Source organism: Candidatus Pelagibacter sp. (assembly GCF_052049675.1).
Lineage (GTDB): Bacteria > Pseudomonadota > Alphaproteobacteria > Pelagibacterales > Pelagibacteraceae > Pelagibacter.
The window spans coordinates 1,250,666-1,274,887 of the sequence record NZ_JBNGZM010000001.1 but is presented as its reverse complement, the minus strand read 5'-3'; the positions used below and the strand labels follow the sequence as shown (position 1 = coordinate 1,274,887).

The window sequence follows — 24,222 nt, the reverse complement described above, 5'->3', positions numbered from 1 at the left end:
TTATTTACTCACTAGTTTTTTGAATTGACTTTCTTCATTAATTTCTTTTGCAAATTTGACTTTAGCTTCTGACAACCACTCTTGATATTCTTCTTCAGTAACAACTCTAACTTCAATTGGCATAAACGCGTGTTTAATTCCACAGAGTTCAGAACATTGACCATAATAAGTTCCAACTTTTTCTGCTTTAAACCAGGTTTCATTTATTCTCCCAGGCACTGCGTCTCGTTTTACTCCAAATGAAGGAAGTGCCCAAGCATGTAGAACATCATTAGCAGTAATCATTACTTTAACAACTTTATTTACTGGTACTACCAGCTCATTATCTACAGCTAACAATCTTGGCTCGTTTTCTTTTAAATCTTTAGTTTCAATCATGTAAGAGTCGAAGAAAATATTTTCATCTGGATACTCGTATCCCCAGTACCACTGATATCCAATAGCTTTAACAGTTATATCCGACTTTGGAATTGCATCTTGTTTATATAAAATTTTAAATGATGGAACTGCCATCACGATTAGAATTAAACATGGAATTAAAGTCCATAAAACTTCAACAGCAACATTATGAGTTCTTTTTGATGGAACTGGATTTGCTGAAGCTCTAAATCTTATACAAGCATAAACCATCAAAAATAGTACAAAAACGCTGATTGCTATTATAATTGGTAACAACAATTTATCGTGGAAATTAACTATATCTCTCATAGTCTCGGAAGCAGCCTTTTGAAAGCCTAGTTGCCAATCAACTGGTTGATTAGCAAATGCGCTTGAAGTTATTAAAAATGTTAGAAATATATATAAAAATTTTTTCATTTTTTTTACCCTATATAAAGTGTCTTTTAAAAAAATACACTTTTACTTTTAGCGACAAAATATCAATTAACGGCGTAATTTATGATTGATAGAGCTGAAATTACAGCGGTTTCAGATCTCAAGATGTTTTGATTGATTTTAACAGACTGAACACCATTAAATTTGAGAATCTCCTCCCTTTCCTCTTCAGAAAAATCTCCCTCTGGCCCTATGATTACGCAAGTAGGTTTATTTGTTAACTTTGTAAGATCAATTTTTGTATTAGTAGTATTGAGGTCAGTAAATATTAAATCCATATCATTATTTAGAAATCTTTTTAATTTTTGAGGAACCTCAATTAATGGAACTGTTATTCTATTTGACTGTTCGGCTGCTTCTATGATCACTTTTTCCAATCTCTCTTTATTTATTTTTCTAACAATCGTTCTTTCAAAGATAATTGGTAAAAACTTAGTTACACCAAGCTCTGTAGCTTTTTGGATCATAAAATTAAAGTAATTTGATTTAATTGGAGAGAAGGCTAGCCAGAGATCTTTGGTATTTTCTTTGTGTCTTAATTGTTTCGTAACATTAAATTCAACTTTGCTTTTTGTGATATTTGAGATTTTCGCTTCCCATTCACCACTGCTATTAAAAAGAGAAAAAACGTCTTTCTCTTTAAGTCTCATAACTTTTGAAACATAGTGAGATTGAGAATTATCAAGTTTGTCAGTCAAATTAAGAGATAAACTTTTTGAATAAAATAATCTAATGTTACTCATATTGATAAGTTAGTTTATGAAAAATATTAAAGCAATAATTTTTGATGCTTACGGCACTTTATTTGACGTAAACTCAGCTGCTGAAAAATGTAAAGATAAAATAGGTGATAAGTGGGAAGGTTTCGCCAATTATTGGAGAACAACACAATTAGAATATACTTGGCTGAGAAGCTTAATGAAACGTCATAAGGATTTTTGGCAAGTGACACAGGACAGTTTGGATAAATCAATGAAAACTTATGTAATAGACTCTTCTATGAGAAATGAATTATTAAACCTTTATAAAATTCTATCAACTTTCAAAGAGGTGCCTGAAGTTTTAAAATCATTAAAAGAAAAAGATTTAAAACTTGCTATTCTTTCTAATGGTACTCCTGATCTTCTCAATGAATTAGTTAAGAGTAATAATTTAGAAAATATATTTGATGATGTTTTTTCAATTGAAGAGGTTGGAATTTATAAACCACACTCTAAAGTTTACGATATACCAATTAAAAAATATAATATTAAAAAAAATGAAGTTGCTTTTTTAAGTGCTAACACTTGGGATATATCTGGTGGTGGAAATTATGGTTATAATTCTATTTGGGTTAATAGAAACAATAATACTTTTGATATTCTAGATTATGTACCAAAACATCAAATTAAAGATCTTAATAAGTTACTTGATATAATATAAATAATTCTTAATTATAAAATATGAAAAACATTGAAGTTAGTAAAATTATAAATCCTATTCCAGCTTCTGACGGTGCTGGAGTTAAACTAAAAAGAAGTATTGGTGTTGAGCCAAATTATTTTGATCCTTTCTTGATGCTTGATGAATTTGGTTCAGAAAATAGTGAGGATTATATAGCTGGTTTTCCACCCCACCCTCATCGAGGAATTGAAACAGTGACTTATATGTTGGCTGGAGATTTTGAGCATAAAGATAGTACAGGTGGTGAAGGTAGAATGACTGCGGGAGATGTTCAATGGATGAAAACAGGAAGTGGGATCATTCATTCAGAAATGCCTGCTATGAAAGAAGGAAAACTTCATGGGTTTCAATTATGGATTAACATGCCAGCTAAATTAAAAATGAGTAAGCCTGAATATCTTTATATTGATGCTGATAAAATGAGTGTTCATAAAGATGATGAGAAACAAGTAAAAGTGATAGCTGGAAAATTTGAAAAAGCTGAAGGACCAGTAATAGGTCACAACGTTGAACCGGTTTATTTTGATGTTGAACTCAACAAAGGTAAAGAATTTAATTTTAAATTACCATCTACTCACAATACTTTTATTTATTTAATTATTGGTGAAATTGAAATTGGAAAAGATAAACACGATCAAGTTGTAGATAGTACTTTAATATTATTAACTAAAGGTGAAGATTTAAGTGTTAAAGCTAAGTTAAATGCAAAGTTTTTAGTAATTTCGGGTAAGCCAATAAATGAAGAAATAGCTAGAGGTGGACCATTTGTGATGAATACTAAAGCAGAAATCTTGCAAGCAGTTCAAGATTATCATAATGGTACATTTGTGAAATAAATTATGAAAGCTGTAGAAATTAATAAAACTGGCGGACCTGAGGTTTTAGAAGTTAAAGATATCTCTTTAGATAAACCTGGTCCAGATCAAGTAACAATTGAACAAAAAGCAATAGGTCTTAACTACATTGATACTTACCATAGATCAGGCTTGTACCCGTTAAAACTACCAATTGGTTTAGGTTTAGAAGGCGCTGGAATTATTACTAATGTTGGAGAAAACATTAAAGATTTTAAAGTTGGTGATAAAATTTCTTATGCAGGTATTCCTTTAGGTTCATATTGTTCACACAGAAACTATCCAACTAAAAATTTAGTAAAAGTACCTAATGATATTGATCTAGAAATAGCCGCAACATTAATGACAAAAGGTTTAACAACTTTTTATCTTTTGCATAAAACTTATCCAGTTAAATCAGGTGATACGATTTTATTTCACGCAGCTGCTGGTGGTGTTGGTCAAATTTTTGGTCAGTGGGCAAAAAGTTTAGGTTGTACTGTTATAGGCACAGTTGGATCGGATGAAAAAGTAAATATAGCAAATGAAAATGGTTATGATCATGTAATAAATTACAATAAAGAAGATTTTGCAAAAAAAGTTTTGGAAATTACAAATGGTAAAGGTGTTCCTGTTGTCTACGATGGGGTTGGAAAAGACACATTGGATGGTTCAATTGAATGCTTAGCAGTAAGAGGGATGATGGTTTCATTTGGAAATGCTTCTGGACCGTTGTCAGATATTAATGTACCAAAAGTTATTCAACCAAAAGGATTGTATCTTGTAAGGCCCTCTATGCAACAATACCTTTCAACAAGAGAAGAGTTAGACGAAGCATCAAAAACAATGTTTGAAAAAATTAGTTCTGGCAAAGTAAAAATTAAAATTTTTAAAAAATATAATTTAGAGGAGGTTGTACAGGCACATATAGATCTAGAAGGAAGAAAAATTTTAGGTCCAGCTGTAATAATTCCTAATTAACATCAACATCCATATCTGACATATGCAATTTAAGTGCATTTGTTGAGATTTGAATTTCTCTAATAAAAAAAATTATAGATATAATCATTGATAGACAGCAAGATCCAAAAATTACTCGAGCTAAAAAAAGCTCATCTAGGTATAAAGCAAATACAGTCAACATATTAAAAAGAAATCCGAATGAAGCAAAAAGTATTGTCCATCTTAAAAGAGTTATTCTACCACTAAGATTTATGAACTGTTTTTTCCACTCTGGGGGTATATGTTTTTCATAAACATGCTCATCATGGAGTTGTCGAATTAATATACTTAAAGAATGGAATCTATTGCTATAAACAGCCATCATCAAAGGAATTGCTGGGAACATTAGTGCTGTTACTGTGTAATCTATATTCATACGAATCAATTTGATTATGAAACTAGGCTTTGTTATTTACAAGTAAAATATGATTAACCAATTAAAACTTTTCATTGATTTAACAAGATTAAAAAAGCCAATTGGTTTTATGCTTCTTTTTTGGCCATGTGCCTGGGGATTGACCCTTGCATATGATTTTAATATGCAATTATTTAATTATTTTTTTTATTTAACTTTATTTTTTTTTGGCTCAGTTCTAATGAGATCTGCAGGGTGCATAGTAAATGATATTTTTGATAAAGAGTTTGATGCAAAAGTATTTAGAACAAAAAATCGTCCAATAGCATCAGGCAAAATTTCAATACAACTAGGTATTTTTTACTCTTTAATCTTATGTTTTGTTGCACTATTAGTTTTGCTAAATTTTAATTCTTTCACAATAATTCTTGCTTTGTGCTCTATGCCACTTGCCTTTACCTATCCTTTGATGAAAAGATTTACATACTGGCCACAGTTATTTCTTGGTATCACTTTTAATTATGGATTAATATTAGGTTGGACAGCTGTTACAAATCAAATAAATTTAGCGCCTATAATATTTTATTTTGGAGCCATATTTTGGACATTAGGTTATGACACAATTTATGGATTTCAAGATATAAAAGATGATGAAATTATAGGACTAAAATCTACTTCAATAAAATTTAAAAATAGAGAGAAATTATTTATTTATGTCTGTTGGTCAGTATTATTTATCTCGTTACTATTTGGTGGGTATTATATGAATTTTGGTAAAATTTATTTTGTTACATGTGTTATTCCTTTCTTACATTTGTTTTTTTATCAAGTAAAAACTTTCAATCCTAAAGATTCTTTCACATGTTTAAAAATATTTAAAAGCAATAATCTTTTTGGATTAATAATTTATTTAAATATTCTTATTTCAAAAATTTAATTATGATCAAAGTTGAACTATTTAAAAGGTTATACAAAGACTACACAAAAAAACATATTAGAAAAATTCTTTTATCAGTTTTTTTTTCAGTCTTAGTTGCTGGGAGCACATCTTCTATAGCTTGGCTATTAGATCCAGCAATTAAAAAAATTTTTTTAGAAAAAGATCAATCACTTATTCTGATAATTCCAATTTTAATTATTTTAGCATTTTCAATAAAGGGAATTTCTTTGTATGTTGCAAAAATTTTAATGATAAATGTTGGTGAAGAGGTAAAAAAAAAACTTCAAATTGATATGCTAGGATCATTGATAAAAGCAGATACTCAATACATTGATAAAAAACATTCTGGTAAATTTATTTCTAATTTAACTTATGATGTTGGGCATATTACTAATTTACTTAGTGTTGCTATTTTAAACCTATTTAAGGATAGTCTCACTTTGATAGGTTTGTTATTTGTAATGTTTACACAAAACTGGAAACTTTCTCTAATTTCAATAATAATGATACCTCTAGCAAGTACAGCTGCTAGAACAATGGGAAAAAGAATGGGAAAAGTTGTTACTGAGGCTCAAGAAAAGTCCGGTTATCTCACAACATACTTAGTAGAATTATTCAAAAATCATAAATTAATTAAAATATTTCAAAAAGAAAATTATGAAGCAATTAGGGCAGAAGGTCACATACATCAATTAATGGAAAAAAGTAAAAAAATTGCAACAGTTCTTGTGAGAGTTTCTCCAATAATGGAAGTTTTAACTGGTATAATGATAGCAATACTTATTTACTATTCTGGAAAGTTAATAATGAATGGCGAGATTGAAGTTAATAATTTCTTCTCATTTCTCGCAGCGATGATGTTGGCATATCAACCTGTACGATCCTTATCTACTCTTAATATTGTAATCAACCAAGGTTTTTCTGCAGCAGCAAGAATTCTTCCAATTGTTGATACAGTTAATGAAATTAAAAATACACCAAACTCTAAAAATTTAAATATTAAAAATAGCGAAATAAAATTTAAAAATGTTTGTTTTAAATATGAGTCCTCAAACAAAAACGTTCTAGATAATATTTCTTTAAATTTTGAAGGTGGAAAAATGACTGCACTAGTAGGGCACAGCGGTTCAGGAAAATCAACTATTTTAAATCTCATACCAAGGTTTTATCAAGCTCAATCTGGGATTATAGAAATTGATAATCAGTCAATTAACGACGTAAAGTTAGAAACTTTAAGAAATAATATTTCTTTAGTGAGCCAGGAAACGACTTTGTTTGATGATACAATTAAAAATAATATCAAATATGCTAATGAATATTCAACTGAGGAAGAAATAATTAAAGTAGCTAAATTATCTAACTCACATGAATTTATTGAGAAACTTCCAAATAAATATGACACTTTAATAGGAGAAAATGGTCTCAGATTATCAGGTGGAGAAAAACAAAGGATCTCAATAGCTAGGGCTATGATAAAAAAAAGTTCGATCATTTTATTAGATGAAGCAACTTCATCATTGGACTCTGAAACAGAGGCTAAAATTCAAGAGGCATTATTTACTCTTACGAAAAATAAAACAACAATTGTGATTGCACATAGACTTTCAACTATTTTAAATTCAAATAATATATATTTAATTGACTCTGGAAAAGTAATTAACAATGGTAAACATGAAGATCTTTTAATTGAGTCAAAATTATACAAAAATTTTTATGAAAAACAAATTCGGAAATAAATATGTTTTTTTTTTATCAATTTTTTTTAACAATAGCGCTATTAATTTCACCGATTATAATATTTTTCAGAATTTTGCGAAAAAAAGAAGATAGTTTTAGATTTGTTGAAAAATTTAGTACTCCAACTTACAAAAGAAAAAGAGGTAAATTGCTCTGGTTCCATGGTGCTAGTGTTGGAGAAATATTAAGTGTAATTCCCATAATCCAGCATTACGAAAAATATAAATCAATAGATCAAATCCTAGTTACTTCAAGTACACTGAGTTCTTCTAAAGTATTAAAAAAATATAAATTAAAAAAAACAATACATCAATTTTATCCTATAGATCATTTTTATTTTACTAAAAAATTTCTTAATTATTGGAAACCAAATTTTGCTATTTTTATAGAATCGGAAATTTGGCCATGTATGTTTAATGATTTAGAACAAAGAAAAGTTCCATTAATTTTATTAAATGCAAGACTGACTAAAAAAACATTTAAAAGATGGATGTTAATCAAAAAATTTTCTAAATCAATTTTCGAAAAAATTAAAATATCTTATCCTCAAAACCTTGAAACAAAATTTTATTTAAAAAAAATTAAAACAAATAAAATTAAAATTTTAGGCAATCTCAAATTTATTAAAAATAACAATAATAAATATAATAAAATTAATGATAATTTAAAAAAAGAATTAAGTAAAAAAATGCTTTGGGTAGCTTCTAGTACACACCAAGATGAAGAAATATTTTGTTCAGAAGCTCACGTGAGACTAAAGAAAAGGTTCAAAAATTTAATCACAATAATTATTCCAAGACATGTTCATAGAGTAAAAAATTTAGTTCCAGAAATAAAAAATTTTCATTTAAAAGTAGCTACTCATAGCTCTAAACCAAAAAATTTGAAAAATGTAGATATTTATATTGTGGACACATTTGGAGAAACAGAAAAATTTTATAAATTAGCTTCATCAGTTTTTTTAGGTGGTTCAGTTATTAAAAGAGGTGGACAGAACCCATTGGAAGCAGCAAGGTTTGGAGCAAAAATTTTACATGGACCTAATATAGATAATTTTGAGGATATTTATAAACTTTTAAGAAAAATAAAAGTTTCAAAAAAAATAAAAACAGTAAAAGAACTTTCTTCATCAATAAGCTTTGAAAAAAACATGCATATTGGGAAAAAGATCGAAAATATTGGGGAAATAATATTAAAAAAAACTATAAAAGAATTAGATACATTAATTTACAATGAATTTAAAAAAACCTAAATTTTGGGACTATAAAAAACCAAGTATAATATCAATATTATTATTTCCTATAACATTTTTAATAAAATCAATAAGCTATTTAAGAATAACACCAAATTTGAGAAATACAAAAATAAAAACCATCTGTGTAGGAAATATTTATATTGGGGGGACAGGTAAAACTTCACTATGTATTAAAATAAATGAAATTTTATCTAAAAAAAAAATTAAGTCCTGTTTTATAAAAAAGTTTTATAAAAACCAGTATGATGAACAAAGTATTTTAAAAAAAAATGGTGAACTCTTTTTATCTAAAGATAGATTTGAGGCACTAAAACAAGCAGAGGAAAAAAATTATAAAATTGCAATAATTGACGATGGACTTCAGGATAATTCAATTAACTATAATATAAAAATTTTATGCTTCAATAATATTAATTGGATTGGTAATGGAATGACCATTCCTTCAGGACCTTTAAGAGAGGATGTAAATTCAATTAAAAAATATGAACATATTTTTTTAAATGGAAATTTAGAGAATTTAGAAGAATTAAAAAAAAAAATTTTAAAGATAAACTCAAATGTCAATATTCATGTTGGTGTGTATGAACCAACAAATATCAATGAATTTAACAAAGACGAAAATTATATTATATTTTCAGGCATTGGTAATCATCAAACATTTCTTTCTATGTTAAAAAAACATAATATAAAAATTTACAAAGATTATGAATTTCCAGATCATTATCAATACACTACTAATGATATTGATCAAATTGTAGCTGAAGCAAGTAAATCCAATTGCAAAATAATTACTACTGAGAAAGATTTTATAAGATTATCTGATGAGAATATTCACAAAATAAGATTTATAAAATCAAAATTAAATATAGTTGATGAAGAAAAACTTTTAAAATCAATAATTTAACAAATGAAATATATAAAATATTTTTTTCAATTTCTCATAGTAATTATATTTTTTTTAATATTTAAAATTTTGGGTCCCAAATTATCTTCAAGTCTAAGTGGAAAATTTTTTGAATATATTGGTCCATTGTTTAGATCTAAAAAAATTATTATTGCAAATATACAAAAGGCTTTTCCTGATATTGCCAGTGTAGATTTAAGAAAAATGATAAAACTAATGTGGAACAATTATGGAAGAATTTTTGCAGAGTATATGTTCATAAAAGATTTCAGAAATGGAAAACTTGTGTCAAATATTGAAATAATAGGACAAGACGTGCTTGAGGAAATAAAAAAAAATAATCGCCAAGTAATTTTTATTTCAGGACATCTTAGTAATTTTGAATTAATGGCAATGTGCTTGGAAAAAAATGGCATTAAATTATCAGCGATATACCGTCCATTAAATAATATATTTTTAAATATAATTATAGAAAGGATAAGAAAAAAATATATTTGTAAAAATCAAATAAAGAAAGGTATCGGTGGTATGAAAAAATTAATTAGCTTAAAAAAAAACAATTTTTCTACAGCTCTGATGATTGATCAAAGAGTTTCCGAAGGCATCTTGTCAAATTTTTTTAATCAAAAAGCTTTGACAACAACCATACCTGCTCAATTAATTAAAAAATTTAATATACCTATAGTTCCTGTTTACATAGAAAGATTAAAAAATATTAAGTTTAAAATCGTAATACATGAACCAATAAATTTTAAAGATAATGCAACAACTGAAAATATTACAGAAGATCTAAATATTGTACTTGAAAAAATGATTAAAAATAATCCTGAGCAATGGATCTGGTCTCACAATAGATGGAAATAAACTTTATTTTTTAATGATTTCCTCTCTTTTAATAAAAGCTTCTTTATAAGAAAAATAAGCTTCTTGTAACTCAACATTCCAATATGTTAAATTTTCAATATTAATTCTTTTACCTGACACAGCACACTCCACATAATCTCCTGGCTCAATAACTTGAAAATTATTTGGCAAATATTTTATTTTTGCTAATTTTTTCATTGTTTTTAGTTTATATAGTTTTATATGAAAATAGGAATAATAGGAAGTGGTGGAAGAGAACATGCTATATGCCAAATTTTAAATAATTCTAACAAAATTGATAAAATTTTTTGTTTTCCAGGAAATGCAGGGACCTCAAAGATAGCTCAGAATATCGATATTGATCTAGAAAATTTCATTAACTTAAAAAAATATATAATTGATAATAAGATTGACTTAATAATTGTTGGTCCAGAAAAACCATTGGTTGATGGTTTAGTAGATTATCTAGAAAAATTTAATATAAAAGTATTTGGTCCAAATAAAATAGCTTCCCAACTTGAGGGGTCTAAAATATTTACCAAAAACCTTTGTAGAAAATTTAATATTCCAACTGCTGATTTTGGAGTTTTTACTAATAGAGAAGATGCAAAAAAATTTCTTATCAATATTAATTTTCCCACAGTGATAAAGGCAGATAATCTTGCATCAGGCAAAGGTGTTTATATTTGTAATAACAAGATTGAAGCTGAAAAAGCAATAAATGAAATCTTTGATGGTAAATTTGGTAAAGCTGAAAGTTTACTTATTGAGGAATATTTAGATGGTGAAGAAATGAGTTTTTTTACTATTCACGATGAAAAAACATTTAAAAATTTTGGAACAGCTCAAGATCACAAAAGAGTTCTAGAAGGCGATAAAGGTAAGAACACTGGAGGCATGGGCGCCTATTCTCCTTCAAGATTAATTAATAAGGATTTAGAAAAAAAAATAATTGAAAAAATTATAAAACCAACACTTAATGGCCTATCAGAGATAGGTAGTGGTTACAAAGGGTTTTTGTACACAGGCTTAATGATAATTAAAAATGAACCTTTTCTTATTGAATATAACGTGAGAATGGGAGATCCAGAGTGTCAGACTATTCTTCCTAAATTAAAAACTAACCTTTTAGATATAATTAACGCTTGCTGCACAAATGAGTTAGACAAATTAAAAATTGAATGGTTGAATAAGAAAAGTTTGTGTGTCGTATTATGTTCAAAAGGTTATCCAGAAAAATATAAAAAAAATATACAAATTGAAAATATTGATAAGATCAAACTTAGTGAGAATGAGTTTATGTTTCATGCAGGCACATCTAAAATAGATAATAAAATTTATTCTATAGGAGGAAGAGTTTTAAATTTTGTATGTCTTTCGGAAAGTTTTAAAGATGCAAAGAAAAATGTTATGGACAATCTTGAGAGATTAAATTGGTCAAACGGTTTCTATAGAAAAGATATAGGTTATAAAGCCATAGACTAATGCGTATAATATCTGGAATTTTGAAGGGAAAAAAAATTAACGAACCTAAAGACATTAAAACAAGACCTTTAAAAGATTTAACTAAAGAGTCTATTTTTAATATAATTGCACATACTAACAAGTTTAAAGTAAATTTAACTAATGCAAATGTACTAGATTTATTTTCCGGCGTAGGCTCTTTTGGTATTGAATGTCTATCTAGGGGTGCAAAAAAAGTTGTTTTCATTGAAAATTATAACGGCGTTTTACCAATTTTGAAAAAAAATTTATCCTATTTAAAGGAAAACAATAATTATGAAATTTTAAATATTAATATTTATGAAGATGAAACTTTTATCAAATTGGATAATAAGTTTGATATTATTTTTTTAGATCCACCCTATAGGGATAAACATATCAATAAATTATTATTGAAAATAAAGAAAACAAAAATATTAAATCAAAACGGAATAATAATTTTACATAGAAATAAGAAAGAAGTTAATTCCATTACTTCAGATTTTAAAATTGTTGAAGAAAAAACTTATGGAATATCAAAAATAATTTTTGTAGCCATTTAAATTAAAATTCTTTTTGTTTCTTTTTTAATTAATTCTACAGCAGGTTGATTATAAGGATTTATATTCATACATTTACCTAACAAAATTGTTTCTAAAATAAAAAAACAGAATAATTCTCCCAAAGTCTGTTCACTTCTATTTTTAATTTCAAAACTTCTATATGGAATATTTTTCTTTTTAAAAACATTTTCACTAGCTTTGAGTTGTGCATAAATAATATTTGAAATATTTTTGTTTTTTAAATAATTATGAGATGATAATATTTTTTGATTAATAATTTTTTTTGATTTATTTTCTCTCACAGAGAAAAATGTAAAAAAGTTGTTTTTAAATCCGTCTAGATATAATTGCATTACGCTGTGATTATCTTTTGGCATATTAGAAATTATTGGCAAAATTCCTTTTTTGTTCTTACCAAGACTTTCTGCTACCAATTGCTGATACCAATTAAATAAATTTTCTGATTTTGAATCATAATTTATTATTATTGAATTAAATTTTTTTTTTTTTGAAAAATGAAGTATTGCTCCAACATTTTCAATCAAAGATTTTAAAAAATATTTATTACTTACTAAATTATTTAATCTTTTAAAGTTATTTGGATTTAATCCCATCAATTCAGCTGGCAACATCCCAACCTCTGATAAAACTGAATATCTGCCTCCTATATAATTACTATGATGAATAACATCTGCCTTTAACTTTTGTGCTAAAAGATACAAATAACTTTTTTTATTTTCTGTTATAAAAATATTGCTATCATTTTTTTTTATTAGTACATTTGCATTTACTATAGTCTCTATAGTATTTCCTGATTTTGAGATAACAAGATTTGTAAATCTTGATTTTTTATTAGATTTAACACATGAATTTAGATTATTAATAAAAACAAAATTTTTTTTTATTTTGTATTTTAAAAAATCATAAATTGTTTGTGATCCTAAACAAGATCCTCCCATACCAATAATTCTGTAATTTGTAGATTTTTTATATTTCTTTATTTCTTTTAAGTCATAATTTAAATTATAATTTTTAGATAACGATTTGATTACTTCATTACTTCCTTTGAGTAATGTTAATAAAATTAATTTTATTTTTGACGTTTTATATTTTCCCTTAAAATTAATAAAATCAATATTTTTTGTTAGCATTAATTAAATTATTTTCTAATCTTTTTAAGTAAATTATCTTCTAAGGATATATTTTTTTGATTTTCAGAACTTTTGTTAGTTTCATTTATAGTTTTTGACTGACTTAATATTTCTTTCAATTGACTATCGTCTTCTTGATTGTTTATTTCATTATTATTTTTTGATTTAGGCACTGGTAGTTGATCAAATTCTGGTGGTAATTTAAGTGGTGATTTTTTTTCAACTAAAAATTCATCCACGCTATCCTTTTTTTTTAGAGAAAATCCATCTTTTATTGTTCCACATGATGATAATAACAATAAGCTTATTATAAATACATAATTAAATTTTTTCATATTTACTTTTATTATTATCAATTAATTCAAATAAAATCATAAAAAATACACCCATACTTATGAAAATATCAGCAACATTAAATATAAACCAATGAAAATCTTGTACATGAAAATCTATAAAATCTGGAACCGCTTTAAAGAAAATTCTATCATAAAGATTTCCTAAAGCTCCACCTAAAATCATTATTAGTGCATATTTTTTTAATCCTGAACTTCTTATCATCATAATATAAATTATAAAAATTATAATAATAATTAATATTGTTATAGAATTGTAAAATGTTTCTTCTCCAAAAGATAAAAGGCCAAAAGCTATACCTTCATTCCACACTAGAATGATATTCAAAAATTTTGATGAAAATATTTCAGACTCTAGAAGTTTCTTATCTAAATTAATTACATAAATTTTAGAAATTCTATCAAGTAAAAAAATTAGTAAAATAAAAGATGAATTAATAAAAAAATTTTTTTTTATCATTCTAAATTCACAGCACAGTTAGGTCTATCACAAGCTGTTTCTTTAATTTTCCAACAAATAGAACACTTTGATCCATTTGCCTTGCTAGTGATTGCTGTTGTCTCAATATCATTTTTATAACTAACCTCAGCACTTGAAGTAATACAAAGTTCAGAAAAATCTGTATTTTCTGTAAGGCTTTTTAATTTTTGATTTAGTTTTATTTTTAAATCAGCTTCTAGGCTCGATCCTATATCTTTACTAGCTCTTTTTTCTTCAATGCTTATATTACAAATGTCTCTGATTTTTATCAATTCGCTCCATTTATTGTTAAGTTTTTCGTTTTTAAATTTATCAGGAAATTCTAAAAATTTTTCAATATGAATACTTTTTTGATCTTTAAATAATAATTGAAAAATTTCTTCAGTTGTAAAAGACAAGATGGGCGCAAACCATTTTAACAAAGAATTTAAAATTATATTAAGAAGAATAATTGTTGACTTTCTTTTTTTTGAGTCAATAGGATCACAGTAAAGGTTATCTTTTCTAATATCAAAGTAAAAAGCAGATAAATCAACAGTACAAAAATTTAATAGTTCTTTATATAAATTATGAAAATCGTAATTGTTAAAATATTTTTTAAAATTATTGTTTAAAACATAAATTTTGTGTAGCATTAACTGTTCTAACTCAGGCAAACCATTTAAATCTAACTCATCAAAATCTATTGTTTCGTAATTATCATTAATATTTCCAAGTAAGTACCTAAATGTATTTCTTATTTTTCTATATGATTCAGCGTGTTGATCTAATATTGAATAATCTATTCTTAAATCTTCTGCATAATTAGATGATGCTACCCATATTCTTAAAATATCAGCACCATATTTTTTTAAAATATCCTCAGGGGCTATCACATTTCCTAAAGATTTAGACATTTTTAAACCTTTACCATCCACGACAAATCCATGAGATAAAATTGATTCAAATGGAGCTCTACCTCTAGTTCCGCAAGACTCTAATAATGATGAATGAAACCAACCCCTGTGTTGATCTGATCCCTCTAAATACATTGATGCTGGCCATTTTAAATCATCTCTTTTTTCTAAAACAAATGAATGAGTAGACCCACTATCAAACCAAACTTCAACTATATCACTTAGTTTTTCAAAATCGTCTGCTTTATATTTATTACCTAAAAATCTTTGAGGGTCATCTGAAAACCAACAATCCGAACCTTCTTTTTCATAAATAGAAGCAATATTTTCAGTAACCTCATCGTCAACTAAAATTTCTTTTGTTTTTTTATTCACAAAAATTGGTAGAGGAACACCCCAAACTCTTTGTCTTGAAACACACCAATCAGGTCTTGTTTCTATCATTGATTTTAATCTTTCTTTACCTTTGCTTGGGTAAAAAGTTGTTTCATCAATAGCCTTCAATGCTTTATCTCTTAGTTTATGACTTTCCATTGAAATAAACCATTGTGGAGTTGCTCTGTGGACAAGTGGAGCTTTAGATCTCCATGAGTGTGGATAAGAATGGATGAGCTCACTATTAAATAATAGATTTTTTTGTTCTCTAAGTTTTTCAATTACAATAGGATTTGCTTTGAAAATATGAATTCCTTCAAACAATTTAACATTGTTTGTATATTTTCCATCTCCATCTACTGTTTCTATTGCTCTAATACCGTTATTCAAACAAAGATTAAAGTCATCAGGTCCATGACTTGGTGCGCAGTGAACTATTCCAGTTCCTTGCTCAGTAGTTACAAATCTAGCCTCAAGCATTGGAATATCATTATCATAACCAAGATTTAAAAAAGGGTGACTACAAATAGTATTATTAAATTCTTTTCCCTTAAAAGTATGAATTTTTCTGAAATTTTTTAGTCCACACTCTTTAACAACCGATCCTAGCAGAGAAACTGCGATAACAATTTTTCTATTTTTAAAATCACCTTCGTCGTTTATTTCTAATACTACATAATCAAGAGACTCGTTATAGGCTAAAGCTTTATTGGCTGGAATTGTCCATGGAGTTGTCGTCCAAATAACTATTTCACTTCCAACTAAATTTTTCAAATTAGATGATTTAACTATAAACGAAGTATAAATTGTATCTGATTTATGATCCTGATATTCTACCTCAGCGTCTGCAAGTGCAGTTTTTTCAACTGTTGACCATAACACAGGTTTAAAACCTCTATATAAACTTCCTTCTTTTAAAAATTTACCAAGTTCTCTTACAATCTGAGCCTCTGCATTAAAGCTCATCGTTGAATAATAATTTTCCCAATCCCCTACAACACCTAATCTTTTAAATTGAGTTTTGTGGACTTCAATCCACTTCTCAGCAAATGTTCTGCATTCTTTTCTAAACTCAACTATTGGAACTTCGTTTTTGTTTTTTTTATTTTTTTTATATTGTTCCTCAATTTTCCATTCAATTGGTAAACCATGACAATCCCAGCCCGGAACATAAATCGAGTCTTTTCCATTCATTTGATGAAATTTTACGATTATATCTTTAAGAATTTTATTCAGAGCTGTACCCATGTGAATATTTCCATTTGCATAGGGAGGACCATCATGTAGGATAAATTTTTCTCTTCCTTTACTTTCTTTTCTTAATTCATCGTAAAGATTTATTTTTTTCCAATATTCAAGAATTTCTGGTTCTTTAGTAGGCAAGTTAGCTTTCATAGAAAAAGCTGTTTTTGGAAGATTTATTTGTGATTTAGTCATTTCGTTTTTTTTGCAATATTTAAGTCTTTTTTAATTTGTGCTCTTAATTGATTAACATTTTTAAATTTTTTTTCTTTCCTAATAAACTTTAAAAACTCTACTGATAAAAGTTTACTATAAAGATTTCCAGAAAAATTGAATAAATGAACTTCTAATAATATTTTTTTTTGATTAAATGTTGGTCTATATCCAAGATTAGCAATTCCTTTAAGATATTTAGGGTTATTTTTCCTTAGAACTCTAACAGCATAAACACCTGGTTTTGCTAGAACATAATCGTGAATATCTATATTGCAGGTTGGAAAACCAATTTTTTTTCCTACTTGTCTTCCCTTTTGAACTGTTCCCTCTATGGTCCAATTTCTAGCAAGAAGTTTATTTGCTTTTTCTAAAAATCCATTTTCTAAAAGATTTCTTATTAAAGAAGATGATACAATTTTTTTATCTTTAGTTAATGGTTTTGGCTTAACAACTTTATAATTATAAATTTTTTCATTTTCAATTAGCAAATTAACATTTCCTTCTCTATTATTTCCAAATCTAAAATTATTACTTACAAAAATAAATTTAGAATTTAATTTTTTATTCAGAATCTCAATTATAAAATTTAATGCTTTAGTTTTCGAGAATTGTTTATCAAATTTTTTTGTTATAACAAAATCAACTTTAAATTTGCTAAGCAATTTAATTTTTTGTTCAACATTTGATAATCTGAAATTTTTTAATTTTTTATTAAAAAACATTTTAGGCATTGGATCAAAATTAATTACACCAATATTTAAATTATATTTTTTTTTATAAGATTGTGCTAATTTAAATAACTTTTGGTGACCTTGATGTAGTCCATCAAAATTACCTATTAAAACAATGGATCCTTTATGTTTTTTTTGAATATTAAAATTATAGTAATGTTTTACCATTTTAAATCTGACTGAATAAAATTAACTATCACCTCGTATTCTTTTGTAACTTTTTCAATGCCTTTATTATTGATTTCATCTTTATGAATTCCATTAGAAATCAACAAGCAGTCATAATTTAATAGATTTGCGCCTCTTATGTCTGTGTTCAAATTATCACCAATTGCTAATATTTTTTTTTTATTATTATTAGTTGATTGATTATAAACTTCTGGATGAGGTTTTCCAAAATAAACTACTTCCCCACCCATTTTTTCAAAAACCATTGCAACTGAGCCTGCACACAACTCTCTGGTGTTTCCACGATCAACAATTAAATCTGGATTTGTACAAATCATTTTTTTATTTAAATGTTTAGAGAACAAGTCTTTATAGTAGGTCAAGTCTTTGTCAAAATCATCAAATAAACCAGTGCACAATAAATACTCACTTTCTTTAATGTTCTCACATTTGTTCTTTTCAAATAAATTAAATAAATCAAAATCTCTAGGTGGACCTATGTGATAAAATTTTCTTGATAGAAAATTTTTTTTTAAATAACTTAGTGCTGCTTCGCCTGAAGTAAATACATGATCTCTTAAATCTTTATCCATGCCCATTTTTTCTAAGAAATTTTTAACAGTTTCATTCGGTCTTGGTGCATTTGTTAAAAGTACATAACTTTTATTTTTTTTAGAAAGTTCTTTAAGAACGTTTATTGCTTTTTCATGTAATTTAATCCCATTATGAATTACCCCCCATAGGTCTATATAGAAAAGATCATAATGATCAGCTATTGACCGCAGCCCTGTTAAATCTAATTTTTTAGTCATATTTTTAAGGTATAAACCATAAAATCTCGAATTTACTAGCAATTTTAATACCCTAATGAGTTTCTAATCTTGAAATAGACGGCGAAATATCTATATGAAGCTCATATTTATAAAGATTTATAAAGGAGAATTTATGAAGTTTAAACCGTTACATGACAGAGTTCTAATCGAAGTATTAGACGGCAGTGAAAAAACTGCTGGAGGAATTATCATCCCTGACACAGCTCAAGAAAAACCACAAGAAGGTAAAGTTGTTGCTGTAGGTGGTGGAGCAAAAACAGAGGATGGAAAAAAAATTCCTATGGATGTTAAAGTTGGCGATAAGGTTTTATTTGGCAAATGGTCAGGAACTGAGGTCAAAATTAATGGTAAAGAATACAGCATAATGAAAGAGTCTGACATTATGGGTATTTCAGGTAAGTAATTTAATTTAAAGGAGAAAAATAATGGCAAAAGTTGTTAAATTTGATGCTGAAGCAAGAGCAGCGATGATAAGAGGTGTAAATATCTTAGCTGATACTGTTAAAGTAACTTTAGGACCTAAAGGAAGAAATGTAGTTATGGATAAATCTTATGGTGCACCAAGAATTACTAAAGATGGTGTGTCTGTTGCTAAGGAAATAGATCTTGAAGATAAATTTGAAAATATGGGTGCACAGATGGTTAAAGAAGTTGCTAGCAAAACGAATGACGAAGCTGGTGATGGAACAACTACTGCAACAATTCTTGCGCAAGCAATTGTTAAAGAGGGTGTGAAGTATGTTACAGCAGGTATGAATCCGATGGATGTAAAAAGAGGAATTGATGCTGCTGTTGATACAGTAAAAGAAAGTCTTGTCGCGTCTGCTAAAAAAGTAAAAGACAGTGATGAAATTGCTCAAGTAGGTACAATTTCTGCAAATGGTGATAAAGAAATTGGAACTATGATTGCAAAAGCGATGCAAAAAGTTGGTAATGAGGGTGTTATTACTGTAGAAGAAAATAAAGGTATTGAAACTGAATTAGACGTGGTTGAAGGTATGCAATTTGATAGAGGATACCTATCCCCATATTTTATTACTAACAGTGATAAAATGACTACAGAGTTAGATAATCCTTTTATTTTATTGCATGAAAAGAAATTAACTAATTTACAGCCAATGGTTCCTCTTTTAGAGGCTGTTGTTCAAGCTGGTAGACCATTAATGATTATTTCTGAAGATGTTGAGGGTGAAGCTTTAGCTACTTTAGTTGTAAACAAATTAAGAGGTGGTTTAAAAGTTGTAGCTGTTAAAGCTCCAGGATTTGGTGATAGAAGAAAAGCAATGCTTGAAGATATCGCTATTTTAACAGGAGGTCAGGTTATATCTGAAGATCTAGGAATTAAACTTGAAAATGTCAAACTTGATGATCTTGGATCTTGTAAAAAAATAAAAGTAGATAAAGATAATAGTACTATTGTAAATGGTAGTGGAAAAAAATCTGATATCGAAGCAAGATGTGCATCAATCAAACAACAAGTTGAAGAAACTACTTCTGATTATGACAGAGAAAAACTTCAAGAGAGACTAGCTAAGTTAGCTGGTGGAGTTGCGGTAATCAAAGTTGGTGGTGCAACTGAAGTTGAAGTTAAAGAAAGAAAAGATAGAGTCGAGGATGCTTTAAACGCAACTAGAGCTGCTGTTGAGGAAGGTATTGTAACTGGTGGTGGTTGCGCACTACTATACGCTGCTCAAGAATTAGATAAAGTTAAATCTAAAGGAGATGATCATAAAGCTGGAGTTGATTTAGTAAGAAAGGCATTAGAATCTCCGATTAGACAAATCACAATGAATGCTGGTGTAGATGGTTCAGTTGTAGTTGGCAAGCTGCTAGAGCAAAAAAAGAAAACTCATGGTTATGATGCTCAAAATGAAGAGTATTGTGATATGTTTGCAAAAGGTATCATAGATCCAGTTAAGGTTGTTAGAACTGCATTGCAAGATGCTGCTTCAATTGCTGGATTATTAGTAACAACAGAAGCGATGGTTGCTGACAAACCAGAGGAAAAAGACTCAGCCGGAGGAATGCCTGGTGGTATGCCTGGTGGTATGGGCGGCATGGGAGGAATGGGTGGAATGGGTATGTAATCCCTCATTTTCTAAAATTAATTCAAAAGGCCATCTCAAGATGGCCTTTTTTTTTATGTGAAGTTGAATTATGTCAAAAAGATATAGCGGTAAATCATTTAAAGATTCTAGTGTTAAAAAAAAACCGAAATTGAGCTTTAAAGAAAAAAGAAAACTTAAAAAAGATAAGCAAAAAAAGACGAATTAATCATAAATTTTGAAAATTATTCAAGCCAGATGTGAGTTTTTTTGAGTTTTAATATCCTTTTAAATATGTATAAGAGCCAGAATTTATGAACAATAATATCAGAAACATCACTATCATAGCCCATGTTGATCATGGCAAAACTACTCTAATTGATAATTTAATGAAACAAAGTGGTTCATTTAGAGATAATGAAGTTGTTGATGAAAGATTAATGGACTCAGGTGAACTTGAAAAAGAAAGAGGAATTACAATTTTAGCCAAACCTGCTTCAATTAATTGGAACAATTCAAGAATAAATATAATCGATACTCCAGGCCACAGAGATTTTGCTGCTGAAGTTGAAAGAGTTTTAAGTATGGCAGATGGAGCCTTGTTATTAATTGACTCTGCAGAAGGTGTTATGCCTCAAACAAAATTTGTATTATCAAAAGCTCTTAAACAAGGATTAAAACCAATTGTTGTTATTAATAAATTAGATAAAGCCGATCAAAGAGCTAATGAAGTTTTAGATGAAACATTTGATTTATTTGTTAGCTTAGATGCAAATGAGGAACAATTAGATTTTCCAGTTCTATATGCAAGTGGAAGATCAGGTTGGGCAGATCATGAAGTTGATGGTCCTAGAGAAAATTTAAATCCTTTGTTAGACTTGATTGTTGATCATGTAAAACCTGCTGAACTTGATAAAACTAAACCTTTTGCAATGTTGTCAACGCTACTTTATGCAGATAGTTTTTTAGGAAGAAGTTTAGTTGGAAGGATTACACAAGGTACTGCCAAAGCTAATCAGTCTATAAAAGCAATCAATTTAAATGGTGAAAAAGTTGATGAAGGAAAATTAACAAAAATTTTTAGATACGAAGGAACTAAAAAAGTCCCAATAGATGTTGGTGAAGCAGGAGATATTGTAATTGTAGCTGGGTTAGAAAAAGCAAATGTTGCTGAAACAATATGTGACCTAGAAGTAAATGAGCCAATCCCTGCGACACCAATAGATCCTCCAACAATGTCAATTACAATTACTGTAAATACTTCGCCTTTGGCTGGAACTGAAGGCAAAAAATTAACTAGCACTCAAATAAGAGATAGATTGGTTCAAGAAGCACAAAATAATGTTGGAATTACATTTTCAGAAAACGAGGGAAAAGACTCTTTTGTTGTTAGTGGTAGAGGTGAGCTAATGTTAGAAATTCTTTTAACTCAAATGAGAAGAGAAGGTTTTGAAATGACAGTAAGTCCACCAAAAGTTTTATATAAAACTGATGAGAGTGGAAATAAACTTGAGCCAATTGAAGAAATTACTATGGACCTTGATGAAGAACATTCTTCAAAAGTAATTGATTCAATGAACAGAAGAAAAGGTAAACTAATAGAACTAAAAGATACTGGAACAAATAAAAAAAGATTAATTTTTCATGCACCTACTAGAGGGTTAATGGGTTACACAAGTAGATTTCTTACTCTTACAAAAGGCAATGGAGTGATAAATAGAATATTCCATAGCTATGGTCCTTTTGAAGGAGAAATGGAGAGTAGAAGAAATGGAGCATTAATCTCTATGGAACAAGGAAAAGCAGTTGCATTCGCGATATTTAACCTACAAGCAAGAGGAGAAATGTTTGTAACTCACAATGATGCTGTTTATCCTGGAATGATAGTTGGACTTTCACCTAAACCAGGCGACATGATAATCAATGTCATGAAAGGTAAAAAATTAACAAATATGAGAACTCAAGGTACTGACGAAAATGTTGTCCTTACACCCGTCAGAACAATGTCTATCGCTGAACAATTAAGTATGCTTAATACTGATGAAGCTTTAGAGATAACTCCAGACTCTTGTAGATTGAGAAAAGCAATTCTTGATCCACACGAAAGAAAGAAAAGCGAAAAAGCTATAGCTGCAGCCTAATCAAAAGTTTTATCAACTAAATAAAGTCCTAAAGCAACACATGGGCCTATACCAAATGCGAATAATAATGTTCCGATACCTACTGTTCCCCCTAAATACCATCCAATACTAACAACTGAAATTTCTAATGTTGCTCTTACAACAGCTATAGGAAAATTAGTTAATTTTTGTAATCCTATCATTAGTCCATCTCTAGGACCAGCTCCTAGATTTGATACTAGGTAAATACCCCCACCTATTCCAACCATCACCACAGAAATTACAGCTAATAATAATTGATGAATATAATTTGATGGTGTTGGAACATATTTGATACAAAGATCAATCATAATTGCAATTATTAAAGCATTAAATATTGTTCCCATCCCTGGTTTTTGTCCAAGAGGTATCCATAAAATTAAAACAGCAATACTTATTAATAACGTGATAGTTCCAATACTTAAATTAATATTTAGAGAAATACCTTGAGCTAATACACTCCAAGGAGAAGCGCCTGTAAATGAAACAATTAATAATCCTTCACCTAATCCAAATATTGATAATCCAAAACATAAGAAAAAAAATGTAGAAAACTTTGGTTTAAAATTAAAAGGTTTTTCTGAGCTCCATTTTACTTTTGGAATTTTTTTAATTTTTAAAAACATAATCTAATAAGCTATATCTATTAATGAAAAATTCTAATATTGTAACTAGCAAATGAAAAAGTTTATAATTATTTTACTTGTTGTATTTTTCTCATCAATTTCTTTAGCTCATATAGGTCATTATAACAAATTTGATAAAATAGAAATGGAGATATTAAGAAATGATGAGGTAATTGGATATAACAATTATTATTTTAAAAGAGATGGTGAAAAAACAATAGTAAAAAATCAATATAAATTTGAGGTAAAATTACTATCTGCAACAATATTTAAAGTAAAGGGATATGGGGAAGAAATTTATTTAAAAGATAATTTGATATCTTTTCAATCAAAAACTCTTCAAAATAAAAAAGAAAAATTTGTAAACTTAAAACTAGATAAAAATAATAAAAAGTTTGAAATTAAAGGATCTTCATATTCAGGTGAAGCTTCTGTTAAAAATATTATTGGCAATTGGTGGAGTCATAAAATTTTACAAGCAGAAAGTCAAATAAGTCCTATTTCTGGAAGTATAAAAGAACAAATAGTTACTTTTATTGGCAAAGAAAATATTTCAATTAATGGTAAACAATACGAAACAGATCATTTTAAACTTACGTCAAAAGATATGTCTCTACCTGAAGATAAAAAATTAAATTTTGACATTTGGCTTGATAAAAAAACTTCAGTAATTGTTAAAATTACATATGAGAGAATGGGAAATTGGGAATATCGTCTAAAAATTCTTGAATAAA

General features: G+C 27.8%; 25 protein-coding genes. 14 read left to right on the top strand and 11 right to left on the bottom strand.

Going from position 1 to position 24,222, the window contains the following annotated elements; all coding sequences use genetic code 11:
* Entirely contained in the window at positions 1–816 is an 816-nt protein-coding gene (coxB, locus tag ACTT9L_RS06880) for a cytochrome c oxidase subunit II (RefSeq protein ID WP_440928566.1), read from the bottom strand.
* A 62-nt stretch (positions 817–878) separates the two neighbouring features.
* Positions 879–1,577, bottom strand: a complete 699-nt coding sequence (locus ACTT9L_RS06875; RefSeq protein ID WP_440928565.1) for an RsmE family RNA methyltransferase — start codon at positions 1,575–1,577, stop codon at positions 879–881.
* A 16-nt stretch (positions 1,578–1,593) separates the two neighbouring features.
* On the opposite strand from ACTT9L_RS06875, the gene ACTT9L_RS06870 reads away from it, so the two are divergent.
* From ACTT9L_RS06870 to ACTT9L_RS06860, 3 genes are read left to right on the top strand one after another with little or no spacing between them, the layout of a single operon-like run.
* Positions 1,594–2,256 (top strand): haloacid dehalogenase type II, encoded by a 663-nt coding sequence (locus ACTT9L_RS06870; protein WP_440928564.1) that lies wholly within the window; start codon positions 1,594–1,596, stop codon positions 2,254–2,256.
* Between the two features lie 20 nt (positions 2,257–2,276).
* Complete coding sequence (locus ACTT9L_RS06865; RefSeq protein ID WP_440928563.1) at positions 2,277–3,113, top strand: pirin family protein; 837 nt, start codon at positions 2,277–2,279, stop codon at positions 3,111–3,113.
* Positions 3,114–3,116: 3 nt separating this feature from the next.
* Positions 3,117–4,091, top strand: a complete 975-nt coding sequence (locus ACTT9L_RS06860) for a quinone oxidoreductase family protein (RefSeq protein WP_440928562.1) — start codon at positions 3,117–3,119, stop codon at positions 4,089–4,091.
* On the opposite strand, the gene ACTT9L_RS06855 is transcribed toward ACTT9L_RS06860, so the two are convergent.
* Positions 4,084–4,488: a DUF2721 domain-containing protein gene (locus tag ACTT9L_RS06855; protein WP_440928561.1), complete on the bottom strand. Its 405-nt coding sequence runs from the start codon at positions 4,486–4,488 to the stop codon at positions 4,084–4,086. The genes ACTT9L_RS06860 and ACTT9L_RS06855 overlap by 8 nt on opposite strands.
* Positions 4,489–4,537: 49 nt before the next feature.
* On the opposite strand from ACTT9L_RS06855, the gene ubiA reads away from it, so the two are divergent.
* From ubiA to ACTT9L_RS06830, 5 genes are all read left to right on the top strand, one after another.
* Positions 4,538–5,404 (top strand): 4-hydroxybenzoate octaprenyltransferase, encoded by an 867-nt coding sequence (gene ubiA / locus ACTT9L_RS06850; RefSeq protein ID WP_440928560.1) that lies wholly within the window; start codon positions 4,538–4,540, stop codon positions 5,402–5,404.
* Between the two features lie 2 nt (positions 5,405–5,406).
* Positions 5,407–7,143: an ABC transporter ATP-binding protein gene (locus ACTT9L_RS06845; RefSeq protein WP_440928559.1), complete on the top strand. Its 1,737-nt coding sequence runs from the start codon at positions 5,407–5,409 to the stop codon at positions 7,141–7,143.
* A gap of 74 nt (positions 7,144–7,217) precedes the next feature.
* Positions 7,218–8,396: a 3-deoxy-D-manno-octulosonic acid transferase gene (locus ACTT9L_RS06840; RefSeq protein WP_440928558.1), complete on the top strand. Its 1,179-nt coding sequence runs from the start codon at positions 7,218–7,220 to the stop codon at positions 8,394–8,396.
* Positions 8,377–9,303 carry a tetraacyldisaccharide 4'-kinase gene (lpxK, locus tag ACTT9L_RS06835; protein WP_440928557.1) on the top strand — a complete coding sequence of 309 codons (927 nt, stop codon included), beginning with the start codon at positions 8,377–8,379 and terminating at the stop codon, positions 9,301–9,303. Before ACTT9L_RS06840 ends, lpxK begins: the two co-directional genes overlap by 20 nt.
* 3 nt (positions 9,304–9,306) lie before the next feature.
* A complete protein-coding gene (locus ACTT9L_RS06830) occupies positions 9,307–10,167 on the top strand; it encodes a lysophospholipid acyltransferase family protein (protein WP_440928556.1) in 861 nt (286 codons plus the stop codon).
* Between the two features lie 3 nt (positions 10,168–10,170).
* Here ACTT9L_RS06830 and ACTT9L_RS06825 read toward each other — a convergent pair whose 3' ends face one another.
* Positions 10,171–10,365 carry a DUF2093 domain-containing protein gene (locus ACTT9L_RS06825; protein WP_440928555.1) on the bottom strand — a complete coding sequence of 65 codons (195 nt, stop codon included), beginning with the start codon at positions 10,363–10,365 and terminating at the stop codon, positions 10,171–10,173.
* A gap of 24 nt (positions 10,366–10,389) precedes the next feature.
* Between ACTT9L_RS06825 and purD the strand changes: the two genes are divergently transcribed.
* Complete coding sequence (gene purD / locus ACTT9L_RS06820; RefSeq protein WP_440928554.1) at positions 10,390–11,652, top strand: phosphoribosylamine--glycine ligase; 1,263 nt, start codon at positions 10,390–10,392, stop codon at positions 11,650–11,652.
* Positions 11,652–12,212 carry a 16S rRNA (guanine(966)-N(2))-methyltransferase RsmD gene (gene rsmD / locus ACTT9L_RS06815; protein WP_440928553.1) on the top strand — a complete coding sequence of 187 codons (561 nt, stop codon included), beginning with the start codon at positions 11,652–11,654 and terminating at the stop codon, positions 12,210–12,212. The genes purD and rsmD overlap by 1 nt, the downstream gene beginning before the upstream one ends.
* On the opposite strand, the gene ACTT9L_RS06810 is transcribed toward rsmD, so the two are convergent.
* From ACTT9L_RS06810 to ACTT9L_RS06785, 6 genes are read right to left on the bottom strand one after another with little or no spacing between them, the layout of a single operon-like run.
* The gene (locus tag ACTT9L_RS06810) at positions 12,209–13,363 is read right to left on the bottom strand and encodes a glucose-6-phosphate isomerase (protein WP_440928552.1); all 1,155 of its coding nucleotides are present in this window, start codon (positions 13,361–13,363) and stop codon (positions 12,209–12,211) included. The two genes, rsmD and ACTT9L_RS06810, sit on opposite strands and share 4 nt — an antisense overlap.
* Positions 13,364–13,371: 8 nt before the next feature.
* The gene (locus ACTT9L_RS06805) at positions 13,372–13,698 is read right to left on the bottom strand and encodes a DUF3035 domain-containing protein (RefSeq protein WP_440928551.1); all 327 of its coding nucleotides are present in this window, start codon (positions 13,696–13,698) and stop codon (positions 13,372–13,374) included.
* Positions 13,685–14,176 (bottom strand): signal peptidase II, encoded by a 492-nt coding sequence (lspA, locus tag ACTT9L_RS06800; protein WP_440928550.1) that lies wholly within the window; start codon positions 14,174–14,176, stop codon positions 13,685–13,687. Before lspA ends, ACTT9L_RS06805 begins: the two co-directional genes overlap by 14 nt.
* A complete protein-coding gene (gene ileS / locus ACTT9L_RS06795) occupies positions 14,173–16,905 on the bottom strand; it encodes an isoleucine--tRNA ligase (RefSeq protein ID WP_440928549.1) in 2,733 nt (910 codons plus the stop codon). Before ileS ends, lspA begins: the two co-directional genes overlap by 4 nt.
* Positions 16,902–17,825: a bifunctional riboflavin kinase/FAD synthetase gene (locus tag ACTT9L_RS06790; RefSeq protein ID WP_440928548.1), complete on the bottom strand. Its 924-nt coding sequence runs from the start codon at positions 17,823–17,825 to the stop codon at positions 16,902–16,904. Before ACTT9L_RS06790 ends, ileS begins: the two co-directional genes overlap by 4 nt.
* Positions 17,819–18,637 carry a TIGR01459 family HAD-type hydrolase gene (locus ACTT9L_RS06785; protein WP_440928547.1) on the bottom strand — a complete coding sequence of 273 codons (819 nt, stop codon included), beginning with the start codon at positions 18,635–18,637 and terminating at the stop codon, positions 17,819–17,821. Before ACTT9L_RS06785 ends, ACTT9L_RS06790 begins: the two co-directional genes overlap by 7 nt.
* A 133-nt stretch (positions 18,638–18,770) precedes the next feature.
* Here ACTT9L_RS06785 and groES point away from each other — a divergent pair, with 133 nt between their 5' ends.
* The 3 genes from groES to typA all read left to right on the top strand — a co-directional run bounded on the left by groES (position 18,771) and on the right by typA (position 22,844).
* Positions 18,771–19,061 (top strand): co-chaperone GroES, encoded by a 291-nt coding sequence (gene groES, locus ACTT9L_RS06780; RefSeq protein ID WP_440928546.1) that lies wholly within the window; start codon positions 18,771–18,773, stop codon positions 19,059–19,061.
* Positions 19,062–19,083: 22 nt separating this feature from the next.
* Positions 19,084–20,745, top strand: a complete 1,662-nt coding sequence (gene groL / locus ACTT9L_RS06775) for a chaperonin GroEL (protein ID WP_440928545.1) — start codon at positions 19,084–19,086, stop codon at positions 20,743–20,745.
* Between the two features lie 272 nt (positions 20,746–21,017).
* The gene (typA, locus tag ACTT9L_RS06770; RefSeq protein WP_440928544.1) at positions 21,018–22,844 is read left to right on the top strand and encodes a translational GTPase TypA; all 1,827 of its coding nucleotides are present in this window, start codon (positions 21,018–21,020) and stop codon (positions 22,842–22,844) included.
* Here the strand turns inward: typA and yczE are convergent.
* Complete coding sequence (yczE, locus tag ACTT9L_RS06765) at positions 22,841–23,488, bottom strand: membrane protein YczE (RefSeq protein ID WP_440928543.1); 648 nt, start codon at positions 23,486–23,488, stop codon at positions 22,841–22,843. The two genes, typA and yczE, sit on opposite strands and share 4 nt — an antisense overlap.
* A 52-nt stretch (positions 23,489–23,540) precedes the next feature.
* Between yczE and ACTT9L_RS06760 the strand changes: the two genes are divergently transcribed.
* Positions 23,541–24,221 (top strand): DUF6134 family protein, encoded by a 681-nt coding sequence (locus ACTT9L_RS06760; protein ID WP_440928542.1) that lies wholly within the window; start codon positions 23,541–23,543, stop codon positions 24,219–24,221.
* Position 24,222 lies beyond the last annotated feature (1 nt).

Excerpts from the sequence above, each read along its gene's own strand:
- rsmD (WP_440928553.1), top strand. The coding sequence starts at position 11,652 with ATGCGTATAATATCTGGAATTTTGAAGGGAAAAAAAATTAACGAACCT.
- ACTT9L_RS06805 (WP_440928551.1), bottom strand. The coding sequence starts at position 13,698 with ATGAAAAAATTTAATTATGTATTTATAATAAGCTTATTGTTATTATCA.
- ACTT9L_RS06760 (WP_440928542.1), top strand. The coding sequence starts at position 23,541 with ATGAAAAAGTTTATAATTATTTTACTTGTTGTATTTTTCTCATCAATT.
- groL (WP_440928545.1), top strand. The coding sequence starts at position 19,084 with ATGGCAAAAGTTGTTAAATTTGATGCTGAAGCAAGAGCAGCGATGATA.
- yczE (WP_440928543.1), bottom strand. The coding sequence starts at position 23,488 with ATGTTTTTAAAAATTAAAAAAATTCCAAAAGTAAAATGGAGCTCAGAA.
- typA (WP_440928544.1), top strand. The coding sequence starts at position 21,018 with ATGAACAATAATATCAGAAACATCACTATCATAGCCCATGTTGATCAT.
- ACTT9L_RS06830 (WP_440928556.1), top strand. The coding sequence starts at position 9,307 with ATGAAATATATAAAATATTTTTTTCAATTTCTCATAGTAATTATATTT.
- ACTT9L_RS06860 (WP_440928562.1), top strand. The coding sequence starts at position 3,117 with ATGAAAGCTGTAGAAATTAATAAAACTGGCGGACCTGAGGTTTTAGAA.
- ACTT9L_RS06845 (WP_440928559.1), top strand. The coding sequence starts at position 5,407 with ATGATCAAAGTTGAACTATTTAAAAGGTTATACAAAGACTACACAAAA.
- ubiA (WP_440928560.1), top strand. The coding sequence starts at position 4,538 with ATGATTAACCAATTAAAACTTTTCATTGATTTAACAAGATTAAAAAAG.
- groES (WP_440928546.1), top strand. The coding sequence starts at position 18,771 with ATGAAGTTTAAACCGTTACATGACAGAGTTCTAATCGAAGTATTAGAC.
- ACTT9L_RS06810 (WP_440928552.1), bottom strand. The coding sequence starts at position 13,363 with ATGCTAACAAAAAATATTGATTTTATTAATTTTAAGGGAAAATATAAA.
- ACTT9L_RS06865 (WP_440928563.1), top strand. The coding sequence starts at position 2,277 with ATGAAAAACATTGAAGTTAGTAAAATTATAAATCCTATTCCAGCTTCT.
- lpxK (WP_440928557.1), top strand. The coding sequence starts at position 8,377 with ATGAATTTAAAAAAACCTAAATTTTGGGACTATAAAAAACCAAGTATA.
- ACTT9L_RS06855 (WP_440928561.1), bottom strand. The coding sequence starts at position 4,488 with ATGAATATAGATTACACAGTAACAGCACTAATGTTCCCAGCAATTCCT.
- coxB (WP_440928566.1), bottom strand. The coding sequence starts at position 816 with ATGAAAAAATTTTTATATATATTTCTAACATTTTTAATAACTTCAAGC.
- ileS (WP_440928549.1), bottom strand. The coding sequence starts at position 16,905 with ATGACTAAATCACAAATAAATCTTCCAAAAACAGCTTTTTCTATGAAA.
- ACTT9L_RS06785 (WP_440928547.1), bottom strand. The coding sequence starts at position 18,637 with ATGACTAAAAAATTAGATTTAACAGGGCTGCGGTCAATAGCTGATCAT.
- ACTT9L_RS06870 (WP_440928564.1), top strand. The coding sequence starts at position 1,594 with ATGAAAAATATTAAAGCAATAATTTTTGATGCTTACGGCACTTTATTT.
- ACTT9L_RS06875 (WP_440928565.1), bottom strand. The coding sequence starts at position 1,577 with ATGAGTAACATTAGATTATTTTATTCAAAAAGTTTATCTCTTAATTTG.
- ACTT9L_RS06790 (WP_440928548.1), bottom strand. The coding sequence starts at position 17,825 with ATGGTAAAACATTACTATAATTTTAATATTCAAAAAAAACATAAAGGA.
- purD (WP_440928554.1), top strand. The coding sequence starts at position 10,390 with ATGAAAATAGGAATAATAGGAAGTGGTGGAAGAGAACATGCTATATGC.
- ACTT9L_RS06825 (WP_440928555.1), bottom strand. The coding sequence starts at position 10,365 with ATGAAAAAATTAGCAAAAATAAAATATTTGCCAAATAATTTTCAAGTT.
- lspA (WP_440928550.1), bottom strand. The coding sequence starts at position 14,176 with ATGATAAAAAAAAATTTTTTTATTAATTCATCTTTTATTTTACTAATT.